The sequence below is a fragment of the Scytonema sp. NUACC21 genome (assembly GCF_054684315.1).
In genome coordinates, this window is sequence record NZ_BAAFZH010000074.1 from 1 (window position 1) to 13,884 (window position 13,884).

The following is a 13,884-nucleotide window of genomic DNA, read 5'->3' on the forward strand; positions in this document are numbered from 1 at the left end:
GTTAAAAATGGTGCAAGACAGTTAGAATGCACAATGAACGGTATTGGTGAACGGGCGGGAAATGCAGCACTAGAAGAATTAGTCATGGCATTACACGTCCGTCGCCAATATTTCAACCCCTTCTTAGGACACCCGATTGAATCAGAAGAACCGCTAACAAATATTGATACCAGACAAATTTATAAAACATCCCGCTTGGTTTCTAATTTAACAGGCATGTTAGTACAGCCAAATAAGGCAATTGTGGGCGCAAATGCATTTGCTCACGAGTCTGGAATTCACCAAGATGGTGTGCTAAAAAACAAGCTCACCTATGAAATTATGGATGCCCAATTAATTGGATTAACTGAAAATCAAATTGTCTTGGGTAAACATTCTGGCAGAAATGCTTTCCGCACTCGTTTGAGAGAATTGGGCTATGAACTCACAGAAACTGAATTAAACAAAGCATTTGTTCGATTTAAAGAAATTGCGGACAAAAAGAAAGAAATCACAGATTGGGATTTAGAAGCTATTGTGAATGATGAAATCCAGCAAGCACCCGATCTATACCGCTTAGAACTCGTGCAAGTTTCCTGTGGTAGCAATGCTCGTCCCACCGCAACAGTGACACTACGGACTCCAGAAGGAGAAGAATTAATGGACGCAGCCATTGGTACAGGACCAGTGGACGCAGTTTATAAAGCGATCAACCGTGTGGTTAACGTACCAAACCAGTTGATTGAGTTCTCCGTACAGTCGGTAACAGCTGGCATTGATGCTCTTGGGGAAGTGACTATCCGCCTGAAATACGAGGATAGAGTTTATTCCGGTCATGCAGCCAATACAGACATCATCGTAGCTTCAGCTCAGGCTTACGTAAATGCGCTGAATAGATTATCCGCAGCTTTGCAAAATAAACAACAACAACAAGCAGTTGTGAATAATTAATAATATAATGTTCGACTGATGACTTACTGATGACTTAATGATACACAAACTCTACCCCACCCCGAGGTTCGCTCAACGGGGAGAACCCCAACACGCGACTTCTCTGGGCCTAACGGCACCCTCCCCTTAGCAAGGGGAGCCACTGCGATGGACGGGTTCTCCGGCATAAAGCAAGTGGCGTGAGGGTTAGGGAGGGGTATTTTTATGAAAAATATTTAACCGAATACGATACAACTTGTAATTGATAATTTGTAATAACTTGTCCAATTACAAATTACGAGTTCCGAATTAGAATCAGGCGAAACGTTAAGAGCTTTAGCTTAATCCTGAGGGGTATCCTGAACCCGAGCAAAAGGTTGAGGTTCCCTTAAACGTTGTTGGATTTGATTACGGCGATAAGTTGAAAGTTCTTGGTAAATTTTTTTACGAGATAAATTGACGCTCCCAAGGGGTTCGTGTTCTGGCAAAGTATGCCAAGGATTGAAAGACATTCCCTCATCCAAGCGCTTTCTCTCCTCAAAATCAAACTTTTGGCTGGGAATTCTAATAGTAGCTACCTTAATCAAAGGTGAATCTTCCTGTTTCCACTCTTGCATAGGATTTTCAACCGGAGTTTTATCCTCGTCTACATAAAGCTGAATCAGAAAATCAAAAGTAGCTTCTCTCCCTTCATCGGTCAGATATCTCACCATTGCTTCTCGTAGATAATTATCAGCATCAGGTACTGCGTCGGGAGGAACTTCTGGGCTTTGAGGTTTGACAGAAAATTTAATGGGTTTAGAGCCAAGTTTATAAGGAGTGATACTCCAGTATTGGATGAGAAGTGGATTGCTAACTTTCTTACTGTTAATTTCTTGAATCACCGCAAATGAAGGCTGCATCGCTTGTATTAATTCTGGGTCAGCTTGTCCGCTGGCTACCTTAGCTATATCAACATAGCCTTTGACATCTCGAACAAAAAAAACAGGATGATTTATGAGAACAAAATCTTGAGTTGTCGCTTCATCATCCAAAACTTTTTGCCCTTGAACGTTCATTAACTTTATTGCAAAACCACGAGAATCAGGTTCCTTATCTGCTTTCAATTTACCTCGCTTTTCAGGCTGTCCGCCATTAGATAAGCGAACCCATATGGGATAGATTTGAGGTGCTGCAAATACACCTACTTTGACTGTGGTAGGAATATCATCTTCAACAATGAATTCTCCCCAAACTAAACCGTGACTTTTCGCGTGAACTTGTCTTAAGTCGGGTCCCTTTTGTCGTTGAAGTTCGAGACTAGTTGCTAAAACGTCATCAGTCATTGCCTCTTGCTCTGTAGCAGATAGTTCGGACATACTCATGCTTTTATCCTCATAGATACGCTTAGAGCGACAAAAATTCAGTTTTCAACTTATAGAGAAAATAAAACCATCCCGCAAATATGCTCCCCAAATATAGGGGATTTATGCTAAAAGTACAACCCTGGCATCAGTTTAGCACAACAACTTCCAGCGAGCTGTGCGTTCTAATTACCCATCAAGAACCCACAGAAGAGGATAGATAAATTTTTGGTGAGTATATACATTTTTTCTTTCCTAAGTTAGAACTGATACAGCAAAAACTATTTTCTTAGCCGGGATACTCCCGGTAACAGTTGTCATATTGCTGTTTCAATTAATAAAATAAGAAGAAGAGCTATTTAGTTTGGCTTTATCTATTGCAACTCAAGAAAGAATAAATATATACCTTAGAAGCCTTTTACCAGATGTAGAAAAATCAGTTAATAATCTTAGTTTAAAAGAAATAATGGAGCAGAAAAATCCTTTAGTGCAACAAATGTTTTACAATAATCCAAAAGAATTTATCACGTTTTTTGTTATGGAAAGAGTAGAACGTTCATTCGTAACTCTTATGGGCAATATGATAGAAAAGATAGTGGAAATTTTAGTAGAAGGTCAAAGAGGAGAAATTATTGGCACTAAGAAAGATTGGAAACCGTATGATTTGAAGTTTAAACTGAGTGATGGAAAAGAGTACTGGGTTGAAATAAAATCAATTATTAATCAAAATAATAGCAATAAGAGAAGTATAGATATACACCGAGCAAAAGCGCTCGCTCAAGGGAAAGAGTTTCGCTTATGTATTTATTAGCGCACAAACTTAACTCGTAATAGTGACTATATATTAATTGGAAAGGATTTTTGGAGTTTTGTTGGTGGAGATCCAGAGACGGAGTCATTAGTATTTGAATTAATTAAAAATACTGGCAAAGATTTCTCTTTTGCAAAATTGGTAGAACAAAGAACAGAAAAGCTTTTTAACGACTATAGAAAGTAGAAGCTAGCTTGTAAATTCCCTCCATCAACTGTTGCTCTGTTAGCTCACCGTAGCCAAAAATAAACTCACCTTTTGAATGTGGACTAAGATAATGAGGTGCAGCAGACATCATGCCTACCCCAACTTGAGCAGCTTTTTGAATAATTTCTTCATCACTAAAAGGCGTGTAGAGCTTTACCATCAAATGAATTCCTGCCTGTTCTCCTAAAATTGTTGCTTTTTTGCCAAAGTGAATGTTGAATGCTTTCACTAGGGCTTGACGGCGCTTATCGTAAACAGAGCGCATTTTTCTAATATGTCGTTCTAAATGCCCTTCGGCGATAAAATCTGCCAGCACTTGCTGTTCTAGTATTGGTAGATGGCGATCGCTTAACCATTTAGCACGAACAAAAGGAGAAACCAAAGTTTTTGGTAATACTAAATAACCAATTCGTAAAGAAGGAAACAGCACTTTTGAGAAGGTACCAATGTAAAGGACTGAATCACTTTTATCTAATCCTTGTAAAGCTGGAATAGGGCGATCGCCATAGCGGTATTCGCTATCATAATCATCTTCAACAATTAATGCCCCCGTCTGCTGTGCCCAAGTCAGTAATTCCAAACGCCTTGGCAAAGAAAGTATTGCTCCAGTGGGGAACTGATGAGAAGGTGTAACATATACAAGGCGGATTTGTTCTTGTGCGTAGGTTGCCAAGTCTTCAACAACCAAGCCAAACTCATCCACACTAACGGGTAAGAGTTTTGCACCCTGCGTTTCAAAAATTAACCTTGCACTCAGGTAACCAGGGTCTTCCAAAGCAATAACATCCCCAGGCTCAAGAAACAAGCGCATAATTAAATCGAGTGCTTGCTGCGTACCATTAACGATTAATACTTGGTCTGGAGCGCAATTAACAGCACGGGAACGGGAGAGGTACTGGGAAATAGCTTGCCGTAAAGGTTGATATCCCAGAACATCCGTTGAATAATCAAGCCATTCCGAATTAGAGCAAGAGTAACGAGACAGCAGCTTGCGCCATAGTTTTATAGGAAACTGGTCAAAAGCAGGTCGTCCGTAGCGGAAGTTAATAAGTAATTCAGGCTCGGGAACTCTTGGAACATTCTCTATCTGAAGTAAACCGATTCCATATTTCGAGAGTTTAACTGGTGGACGAGTTATTTTCTCAGGAGACTGAATTGGCGTTGAGTGTAGTAAATCATCGGGAAGTTGAGAGCAGACAAATGTACCGGAACCCACAACAGTCTCTATGTATCCCTCGCTTAGGAGGCGGTCGTAGGTTTGGGTAACGGTAGTGCGAGAAATTCCCAAAGATTTGGCAAGTTGGCGCGTAGAAGGAATACGTCCTCCTGGTAACAGTCGTCCCGTAAGAATGGCTTGACGCAGTTCTTCGTAAAGCTGTTGGTGAAGTGGTATTGGGGAATTGCTGTTCAGCGTAATGGCAAAATCCATAGTCTACTATTGCAATCTAAGTGGACTTATATCAAATCACAAAAGTGGCTCTTGTAAAAGACCACTTGGAAAAAGTATGAAATGTAAAGGGTAAGCGCAAACAGAGCTTTTTTATCCTTTATCCTTCATACTTGATACGTCTTTATGCTGATGGAGCAACAAATCATTATCAAAGAAGCCACTACACGGGAAGATTCACTTATTGCCCAGTACTTTTATAAAATGTGGTTGGATCTTGGTGTTTCAAATGATGATATCAATCCTGATTGGTTTGATATTACTCTTCAATTTATAGAACAAGCACGCAAGCATTTATTTTATAAAGGGTTTGTGGCAGAAGTTGATGGTGTAGTTGTTGGTTCTGCCAGTTGTCAACTCTATAACGGTCTCTACCCAATTATTGTTCAAGAGCAATACCGCAAGTACGGATATATTTGGGGAGTTTATGTTGAACCTCCACGCCGCAGACAAGGAATAGCCAAGCAACTTACAAGTATGGCGGTAAAGCATTTGAAAGAAATCGGTTGTACGCGTGCCGTTCTTAACGCCTCGCCATTAGGAAAACCAGTGTACGAGCAACTTGGTTTTTCTGATAGTAATGCCATGCAATTGGACTTGAATGACACCAATTTTTAAGTTGAAGCAAAGTGGAGTGAGTGCTTACTGATTATCTGAAAAGGTGGGCGGTGCCCACCCTACTTATCGCAGCCGTTTTCTAACAATTTGGACAAAGATTTATGAGTATATTAAACAACCAAAGCCATCAGGAAAAGTTGATGACCACACAACGCAGTCAAATTAAGCGCGTACCTCAACGAGGTCATTATGAAAGTGAGGTTATCTATCAGATTTTAGATGAAGGGTTAGTTTGCCATGTGGGATTTATTGCAGACAATCAGCCATATGTGATTCCAACTGCTTATGGTCGCGTAGGTGACCAACTTTATATCCACGGTTCGCCAGCAAGTCGAATGCTGCGTTCTTTAATTCGTGGTATTGAGGTTTGTGTGACCGTGACTTTGCTTGATGGTTTAGTTTTGGCAAGGTCTGCATTTCATCATTCTATGAATTACCGTTCCGTGGTGATATTTGGTACGGCAACTCTAGTGCAAGATCGCAACCAAAAGCTAGACGCACTGAAAGCCTTTACCGAACACATAGTGCCAGGAAGATGGGCTGAGGTACGCCAACCCAACCGTCAGGAGTTGGACGGAACTTTAGTACTTTCTTTGCCAATAACAGAAGCATCCGCTAAGGTGCGGACAGGACCACCAAAAGATGATGAAGTAGATTATACTTTGCCAGTTTGGGCGGGTGTTCTTCCTTTGCAGACAGTGGTAGGAAATGCGATTCCAGACCCACATTTGGATACCGAAGCGCCTTTCCCCAATTACCTGCAAAAATACACGAGATAGTAGGAAAAGAGCCATCCAAAATCTGAAATTTAAAATTCAGAATTGGTATGAGATACTGGACACACAGCGGAGGGGGTAATAGTAGAAGGTGTAACTTGCGACGCTTGAGCTACCAACACAATATTGCCATCCGCAGTTTTCACCCAACCCTGTGCCTCAATAATCTGAGGAGAATCAACAGGTAAATTGGGATTTGAGGATGCATTTGGTAGCTTACTAAAGATTTCTCCATCTAAACTTGCTAGTGGAATGAGGTTATTTGTACCCACCAGTGGTTCCAAAGGATTGGGGGGTAAGCTACCGCGTCCAGTTACAACAAATCTACCTAAGGGTTTGGCATTGGGGCTTTTGGGACAAGTTTGGGCAATTTGGTTACTGGCGTCAACAACTTCTGTAGGTAGTTCAATAAGGGTTTGGGTAGGTTGGACTTCTGGTTGTTCGATGCTGATTTGCCCCTGCACGCCTAAGTTGGAACTGGCTGTAATATCGCTTTTCTCCGTTTGCTGCGATCGCACTTCAATACCAAAGATACCTTGAGAATTTATTCGGACGCTACCTCCTCTACCTCTAAAAGCATTAGCAGTAATGTCGCTATTTTCTTTGGGAACGGCGATGATAAACTTTGAATTAATGTTAATATTGCCGCCATTACCCCCTTGTTGAGCAGTACCAGCGTTTGTGGAAATTTGGCTGTTGTGACGCATCAGTAAGAAGCCGCGAATGTTGAAATTTATATTTCCACCATCAGCATCAGCAACAGATTCGGATTTTATAATGCTTTGGTTGTTGAGGGTAAGTAGAGAAGCATTGATGTTAATATCACCTGCACTCGCTCCACTAATCTCTGAATCGGCTAATATTTCTGCACCATTAGTTAAAAGTAGGGAATTAGTGTTAATGTTGATATCTCCACCATTACCTCGACCGCCTGGAAGTGTATCAGATGCTTCACGAACACCTACTCCTAATAGTCCACCATTTGTCAAAGATAACGACCTAGCAGTAATATTTATACTGCCACCATTACCCGTAGCTCCAGGTTGTACATTACTAAATGAACCGCTAAAAAATTTATCACTGCCCATTCCATCAAAAGTAACTGCATCCCTTGCTTGAATAGTTATATTTCCGGCATTTCCTTGTCCGCGAGTAAAGCTATTGATTTGACCACTATTTGTGACAGCAACAGAACCTGTTGTAATATCAATCTTTCCAGCATTGCCGACAGCTTCACGAGTGTTGACGTTACTGTAAATACCTCCTGCATCTAGAGAAATCGTATCACGGGCTGTAATCGAAATATTCCCGGAATCTCCCTGACCGGAAGTGCCTGAAAATATTTCTCCATCATCTTTAATCAACAAATTCCCAGCTTGAATGTTGACATCACCGCCACGCCCTACAGCACCAGTGCCAAGGTTAGCAAATATACCACTGTCTTCTCCAGAAATTGTCAATGCATCACGCAGGTTGATATTTAAAGTGCCACCATTACCTCGACCACCCAGAAGTGTATCAGATGCTCTACGAACATCTACCCCTAATTGTCCACCATTTGTCAAAGATAACGACCTAGCAGTAATGTTTATACTGCCACCGTTACCTGTAGCTCCAGGTTGTACATTGCTAAATGAGGCACTGGGAAATCCGTTGGTTCCTACTCCATCAAAAGTAACTGTATCTTTTGCTTGAATAGTTATATTTCCGGCATTTCCTCGTCCGCGAGTAAAAGAATCTATTTGAGCGCCACCTGTTACTTCAAGGGAACCAGTATTTATGGTTATATCACCAGCATTACCTACTGCTTCTAGTTGAACTGAGTTGAAAATTAAACTATTAGTTCCTGCAAGTTTTATTTCCTCTGTAGCATCAATTGTGATATCTCCTGCCAGAGTTCCTGTTGTCCCTAAACCTGGTCTAATACCTCCAAAAAGTTCACTACCCGCCAAAATATCTAAACTTCGAGCGTTAATCGCAATACTACCGCCACCACCACCGATAACACCAACTACAGCCCCATTCGTAAGAGATATATCTCCTCGTTGTACGCTGTCTGGAAAACTTAAACTTAAAGAATTCCCATTTTCACGAATTCCAATGCTTCCCGCTTCTGCCAATCCTCCTAACTCAATTCTTCCACCATTCGCGATCGCCCATCCTCCATCCATGCTGACATTGCCACCAATCAGCAGCAAACTCTTGCCATCTGGAACGCGCAAACCAAGTACATCAATACCCGCAGGGTCTTTTCCTGCATCTGCAATTGAATTATTCTGAATAGATGCAGTTGGATTAATCTGATTAAAAAACAAAGCCGAAGGATTAATAGTCAGTAACGACGAAGGTACCTCTGGATTTGTAGCACTAAAATTACCTAAGTTTTCAAACTGAAGCCCATTCGCTGTTGTCGCTACAAAGGAACTCCGCACATCTAACTGAGCATTTTTTCCAAACAAAATTCCATTAGGATTAATCAAAAACAAGTTAGCATTACCATTAACTCCTAAAGTTCCTAAAATATTTGAGCCTTGCCCACCCGTAACTCGTGTAAAAATATTTTTCACATCAATGGGATTGGTAAAATAAACTCTTTGCCCATCGTCTACATTAAACTGAGTAAAACTATGAAAAAGATTGCTACCACGTTGGGCACCACCATCAATTTGGTCTGCAGGTAAGCCGTTAATGAATGTGTTAGGAGTGACGCGAGAGCTTTCTGTACCCAGGCTATTATCGGGATTAATTTGAGCGCGGGTTGGGGTAAGAAGACAAAAGGTAGAAGGCACCAGACAAAAGAAAATAATGCTGCTTCTAACTGCATAGTTTCTATTGCCACACTGCATTAGCACCGGAAAAACAAATGATAGCCTTTGTTGAAGCCAATGGTGTTTGATTATCATAAAAATAGCCTAAAAGAAGTTTTCTTTAGAACTCTTTACATAAATCAAATTGGCTTTATCTGGCTTGAGAGGTTGTAGAAGATTCCGGTCATGTACGCCCACTAGCAACAAATGCTGCTGTGCGTTTATCTACTAAAAATGGAGAGGTCTATCTAATAAAAATCTAGCCAAGACTCAAACCTAGGGAATCTGTCTAGTTGAGCCCGGTTGTGGGTCACGGGTTGCTGTCGATCGCACGCAATTCATTTTAATCTTTTCATATTCTTCAAGAAAAAGCAATTTTTACTGTTTTTTTGGCTTGAATTCCTTTTATTAATTCCCACCCACATTAAAACATCAATAAATTTCCAGATTCAGGTTCTCGGTAATAGAAAGTGTATTTAATTACTATCTTTTTGAGCCTACTTATGAATCGCCCTGTCACAATATCATGGAACGAAGTTCGTGCTGCATTTCAAAAAATATGGGGTTATGAAGACTTCCGACCACCGCAGGGAGAGGTTGTTCAAAGTTTGTTGGCGAACAAAGATGCACTGATTATCATGCCGACAGGTGGGGGAAAATCAATTTGTTTTCAGTTGCCAGCACTGCTACAAACTGGATTAACGCTGGTTGTTTCGCCTCTAGTGGCACTGATGGAAAATCAAGTACAGGAATTACGAGAACGTAATTTGGCTGCTGCCTTATTACACAGTCAATTGCCACCATTTGAACGACGCAGGACTTTGCAAGCTATAGAAAAACAGCAGTTGCGATTACTTTACCTGTCACCGGAAACTCTACTCAGTCCCCCAGTCTGGGAAAGATTGTGTCAACCGCAAGTGGCAATCAATGCCCTGATTTTGGATGAGGCGCATTGCCTGGTACAGTGGGGAGAAACATTTAGACCCGCTTATCAAAGATTGGAGACAGTGCGAGGGACGTTGCTCAAATCAAAACCAGCAGGAACAAAAATAGCGATCGCTGCCTTCACTGCCACTGCTGACCCTATAGTCAAAACAAAGATTCAAGAAATTTTACAATTAGATCGACCCTCAGTTTTTTGCGTCAATCCTTACCGTCACAATATTAATCCCTCGGTTCGTATAGCTTGGACACCAAGGGGCAGAAAGCAACAGTTATTAAAGTTTATTGAAGATAAAATAAAACAAACTGGGTTAGTTTACGTCCGTACAAGGCAAGATAGCGAAGATTTGGCTGCATGGCTGCAAGAGATGGGTTACATCACAAGTAGCTATCATGCGGGACTGGGAGGAGAGGAACGCCGTGCAGTAGAGGCAAAATGGTTGAGTGGCAAAATACCATTTGTTGTCTGTACTTCTGCCTTGTACCCGCCTTCTTTCACCGTAATTTTTTTACACCACTCACTAAACTCAATGGCGCTACTGGTGCCAGACAGGTTATCCAACAGTATGCTACACAAGTCTTTAGCATTCCTTTTCCTGAAGGTACTCTCGACCTTGACACGCCGCAAGACTATGAAGAATTTCTTAATGGTTAATGGTTAGTGGTTAGTGGTTAGTGGTTATTAATAACTATTAACTACTAACCACTATCTACTAACCAATTCTAATTTCTATCTATCCAAAAATCTCTTTCTAACTCATTGGTAACATCAATCAATTGCAAGGGATATTTTGGCTTGACTCCATTATGCACTGCTTCTGTTTTGAACTTTTCTACGTTAATTTTAATCTTGACTAATTTCCAGATGGATTCTTCCCGTGTGTACTGAAGGTCAAAGTCTAATATTGAAGGATGCCCCATAGGATCTGGAACCTGCCCGCACAATTGAAGCCAATTATTTTCGTTAATAGTTGGAGGTTGAACGAAATCGATGCGACCTGTAACAATACCAGACAAACTAAATTTTTTCTTAAGAAAGTCTTTGAAGGCAACCTCTAATTGAGCAATGCTGGTTTGCTGTTGCCAAAGAAAGGAGATAGAATCATAAAATTTTGCAAAATTATTTGTTTCTATAGTTTCATAAAAAGATAATAATGTATCGTGTGCTAGTTGTTTGGCTTGAATTTCTGTTGGTAATACGGGCTTTTTACGTATACCATTTTCAATCAACCCAGCAGGCAAAAATTCCTCATGCCTTTTCATCATACTAAATTGAGGTTTTTCTAAAGCGTAAATTTTCCAAAATCCATTTTTATTAATAAAGTGAATTTTTAAGGGAATTTTAGCGCCCGACTTAGTGATTGCAGAACCTGCTATCCATCTTTGATTACCGTTAAAAGAACGCGATAACCACAAACCTCGCTTATAATTTATTAAAAAGTTAGCTTGCAAAAATTCAACTAAATCTGCTTGAGAGGTGTTAACCTGGAATTCTATAGCAGTACTTTGATAGGCTTCTTTAATTTTTCCCTGAGCAATTAAGGAAAAAAAAGTGTTGGCTACTTTTGGCAGTTTTTTCGTAGCCAGAAAAATGGTTCCGATGCTAAAAATAGCCAGTAGTATAAGAAATCCCACAATCAGGGCAATAGTAATTCCTATATAAGATAATATCTGAGACATATACAGTTGACTTTCCTACACATACTGAAGCTAATCTAAAAAAGCTTGCCTCACATCAGCACTTTTTCGGAAATTTTGGTCTTGTACCCTTTCATTAAAATTTTGATACATTTTACTCCTCTTGCTCTAGGTGCTCCTCCTGCTTGCCTAAATGTATCAAGAATTAAAGTGAAATGGTATTACACAGTATACGTACCAGTTTAACCCGCCCCTAACAACTCTTGAAATCAATCATCGTTTGCCAGTAAGCGTCTGGTAACCCTATATCAAAAGTTTTGCCTTTCACAACATATCCTGTTATACCTTCATCTTGAAGCAATCTCGCAAGACAAGATGTGAGATGAAATTCGCCCCGTTCGCGAAAGTTTTTATGAATGTGTTCTTCAAGAAAATCAAATACTGTCGGCGTTAGTACGTATAACCCAAATATACAAAGAAAGCGCTCGTCTGTGATTCCTTCTACACGCAGATTCTGGCGTGCGTATTCTACAGTAGGTTTTTCGCAGACTTCTGTGAGGGTCAAAATCTCATTGAAGGATTGCCAAACTCCTGTCACACAACCCGCTTTATGAATTAACGTTGCGGGCAATTCAATTAAACCAACAACACTTTGGTTGGCTTGTTCGTAAACATCTAAAACTTGACGCGCACAGGATTTTTCAGTGTTTGATGAGTAAATATGGTCACCTAGCATCAGAAGAAACGTCTCATCTTTCACCCATTCTCTGGCACAGAAGACCGCATGACCGTAGCCTTCTTGCTCCTTTTGGGTCAAAATGGTAATCTTACTGCCTAAATCTTCAAGATACCGACAATATTCTTGATTTTGAGACGAAAGTTTGTTGAAAAGTTCTTTTGTAGGTGGTTTTTTGAAAAAATCTCCAAAAGTGTCTCGATCGCCCGGTTGTACAACAATCCCAATTTCTTCGATTCCAGCGCTGATGGCTTCTTCAACGATCGCTAGAATCACGGGTTTTGCCCTACCATCTTTACCGATAATTGGGAAAAGTTCTTTTTTAACAACTTTGGTGGCTGGAAATAAGCGAGTACCAAACCCGGCTGCTGGAATCACAGCTTTTCTTACTTTATCTTTTTGCATAAATCGTTAGTTTTAAACATTGCATTTGGGGAAAGTCACGTTCTATGATTTCGAGAACTTTTTGTTGGCTCTCTTGGTTTTTGACGATAAACTGTGCAGTCCCATCCCCCTGGGAACCAACTCCCTTCCCACCAAAAATGTGGGTTTGAATTGGTTCATATTCAAGCAGGTTATGTAATACGGGAGCCATAAGCTGCTCGGGACAAGCAGGAATCAGATGCCGATCGAATTCTGCTTGTGCTTGTTTCATGAAAATACCAATTTGTTCGGCATCGCCCCTTTGTAAGGCTTCAACCGCCGCTTGAGTGATTTGATAGCTGATGGAACCAAGATATTTTTGTACGTTGAGTTGTACTTCATTTGTAGCAAAGGGATAGCACTTATTGAGTTTGCTCAGGATTTCCTGAGTATTTTTACTGCCACCAAGGTCTACTATGACAAAGAATAAGTTTTGTGGTGTATCTAGCTCCATAACACGAGTGCGATCGCCATCAAAGATCATAGCAATGGGGTGATTGCCGTAGGCACAAGCCTGATCCATCCGCCCACAACAAGAAGGTGTCATGACTTCACCCAAGTAAGCTAACTCCATTTCTTCTTGGATCGTCATTTTTAAGTCGTAGGTTTGATTAAATGCTTTAGCCACAAGTACGCAAATAGCTGCACTTGATGACAGCCCCTTCTTAATTGGTAAATCTGTCAAATAATTATCAATTTCCAATCCACCTACATGGCGCTTGGTCAGCTTATCTATCACTTGGTATGCAACACCAGCCACATAACTAAAAAATCCACCCCTCTGTGCTTCCATACGTAAAACCTGCTTTTCCATTGGCAAAGTTAAGGTTTTACGAGTCCCATCATTGAGAGAGGTTTGCAAAATTAGGTGAGAGGGATGGGGCGTGACTTCAGCATAAAGCCCCTGGTTGGTTCCAACAAGCAGGGTGTAACCCACTTCAAGTAAGGGATTGAAGCGGCGATATCCTCCCGCCCAATCACTATGTTCACCGAACAGACAAAGGCGTCCAGGAACAAAAATTTGCATCAACTTTTATCCTAATCAACGGCTTTCTCGAAAAATTAAAAATAAAAAGTTAAATTTGTATTTAAAATTATACAGGTAGTGCGATCGAGCACGCTTGACCGTAACATCAAAAAAAGAATCGGAGATCAATATCCGTAAGTGTTGCTAAACAGATACCTGTAAATTAGGGTCAGTTGACAAACTGTCACTCACTAGATTCC

General features: G+C 40.7%; 10 protein-coding genes and 1 pseudogene. 5 read left to right on the top strand and 6 right to left on the bottom strand.

Translation table 11 applies throughout. The features are described from left to right. The coding region (locus ACYRY3_RS14545) for a 2-isopropylmalate synthase (RefSeq protein WP_460202363.1) at nucleotides 1-930 on the top strand (930 nt) is incomplete at its 5' end. 320 nt (nucleotides 931-1,250) lie between these two features. On the opposite strand, the gene ACYRY3_RS14550 is transcribed toward ACYRY3_RS14545, so the two are convergent. Next, entirely contained in the window at nucleotides 1,251-2,273 is a 1,023-nt protein-coding gene (locus tag ACYRY3_RS14550; protein WP_460202364.1) for a catalase family protein, read from the bottom strand. 343 nt (nucleotides 2,274-2,616) lie between these two features. Here ACYRY3_RS14550 and ACYRY3_RS14555 point away from each other — a divergent pair, with 343 nt between their 5' ends. Beyond that, the gene (locus ACYRY3_RS14555) at nucleotides 2,617-3,063 is read left to right on the top strand and encodes a PmeII family type II restriction endonuclease (protein WP_460202365.1); all 447 of its coding nucleotides are present in this window, start codon (nucleotides 2,617-2,619) and stop codon (nucleotides 3,061-3,063) included. Nucleotides 3,064-3,229: 166 nt separating this feature from the next. Here ACYRY3_RS14555 and pdxR read toward each other — a convergent pair whose 3' ends face one another. Beyond that, nucleotides 3,230-4,699: a MocR-like pyridoxine biosynthesis transcription factor PdxR gene (gene pdxR / locus ACYRY3_RS14560; RefSeq protein ID WP_460202366.1), complete on the bottom strand. Its 1,470-nt coding sequence runs from the start codon at nucleotides 4,697-4,699 to the stop codon at nucleotides 3,230-3,232. Nucleotides 4,700-4,843: 144 nt separating this feature from the next. Here pdxR and ACYRY3_RS14565 point away from each other — a divergent pair, with 144 nt between their 5' ends. After that, a complete protein-coding gene (locus ACYRY3_RS14565) occupies nucleotides 4,844-5,335 on the top strand; it encodes a GNAT family N-acetyltransferase (protein ID WP_460202367.1) in 492 nt (163 codons plus the stop codon). Nucleotides 5,336-5,436: 101 nt separating this feature from the next. Further along, nucleotides 5,437-6,114, top strand: coding sequence for a pyridoxamine 5'-phosphate oxidase family protein (locus ACYRY3_RS14570; protein ID WP_460202368.1), 678 nt, complete (start codon nucleotides 5,437-5,439; stop codon nucleotides 6,112-6,114). Between the two features lie 29 nt (nucleotides 6,115-6,143). Here the strand turns inward: ACYRY3_RS14570 and ACYRY3_RS14575 are convergent, their stop codons facing one another. Further along, nucleotides 6,144-9,014 (bottom strand): two-partner secretion domain-containing protein, encoded by a 2,871-nt coding sequence (locus tag ACYRY3_RS14575; protein ID WP_460202369.1) that lies wholly within the window; start codon nucleotides 9,012-9,014, stop codon nucleotides 6,144-6,146. A gap of 407 nt (nucleotides 9,015-9,421) precedes the next feature. On the opposite strand from ACYRY3_RS14575, the pseudogene ACYRY3_RS14580 reads away from it, so the two are divergent. After that, nucleotides 9,422-10,339: pseudogene (locus ACYRY3_RS14580) on the top strand (RecQ family ATP-dependent DNA helicase); the annotation flags it as partial. 244 nt (nucleotides 10,340-10,583) lie between these two features. Here the strand turns inward: ACYRY3_RS14580 and ACYRY3_RS14585 are convergent. The 3 genes from ACYRY3_RS14585 to ACYRY3_RS14595 all read right to left on the bottom strand — a co-directional run bounded on the left by ACYRY3_RS14585 (nucleotide 10,584) and on the right by ACYRY3_RS14595 (nucleotide 13,684). After that, nucleotides 10,584-11,540, bottom strand: coding sequence for a hypothetical protein (locus ACYRY3_RS14585; protein ID WP_460202370.1), 957 nt, complete (start codon nucleotides 11,538-11,540; stop codon nucleotides 10,584-10,586). Nucleotides 11,541-11,751: 211 nt separating this feature from the next. Next, on the bottom strand, nucleotides 11,752-12,639 hold the full coding sequence (locus ACYRY3_RS14590; protein ID WP_460202371.1) for a sugar phosphate nucleotidyltransferase: 888 nt from the start codon (nucleotides 12,637-12,639) through the stop codon (nucleotides 11,752-11,754). Continuing rightward, nucleotides 12,626-13,684 (bottom strand): mevalonate kinase family protein, encoded by a 1,059-nt coding sequence (locus tag ACYRY3_RS14595; RefSeq protein ID WP_460202372.1) that lies wholly within the window; start codon nucleotides 13,682-13,684, stop codon nucleotides 12,626-12,628. Before ACYRY3_RS14595 ends, ACYRY3_RS14590 begins: the two co-directional genes overlap by 14 nt. Between the last annotated feature and the right edge of the window lie 200 nt (nucleotides 13,685-13,884).

Coding starts and splice junctions, on each gene's coding strand:
- ACYRY3_RS14595 (WP_460202372.1), bottom strand. CDS start 13,684: ATGCAAATTTTTGTTCCTGGACGCCTTTGTCTGTTCGGTGAACATAGT.
- pdxR (WP_460202366.1), bottom strand. CDS start 4,699: ATGGATTTTGCCATTACGCTGAACAGCAATTCCCCAATACCACTTCAC.
- ACYRY3_RS14565 (WP_460202367.1), top strand. CDS start 4,844: ATGCTGATGGAGCAACAAATCATTATCAAAGAAGCCACTACACGGGAA.
- ACYRY3_RS14575 (WP_460202369.1), bottom strand. CDS start 9,014: ATGATAATCAAACACCATTGGCTTCAACAAAGGCTATCATTTGTTTTT.
- ACYRY3_RS14550 (WP_460202364.1), bottom strand. CDS start 2,273: ATGAGTATGTCCGAACTATCTGCTACAGAGCAAGAGGCAATGACTGAT.
- ACYRY3_RS14590 (WP_460202371.1), bottom strand. CDS start 12,639: ATGCAAAAAGATAAAGTAAGAAAAGCTGTGATTCCAGCAGCCGGGTTT.
- ACYRY3_RS14570 (WP_460202368.1), top strand. CDS start 5,437: ATGAGTATATTAAACAACCAAAGCCATCAGGAAAAGTTGATGACCACA.
- ACYRY3_RS14585 (WP_460202370.1), bottom strand. CDS start 11,540: ATGTCTCAGATATTATCTTATATAGGAATTACTATTGCCCTGATTGTG.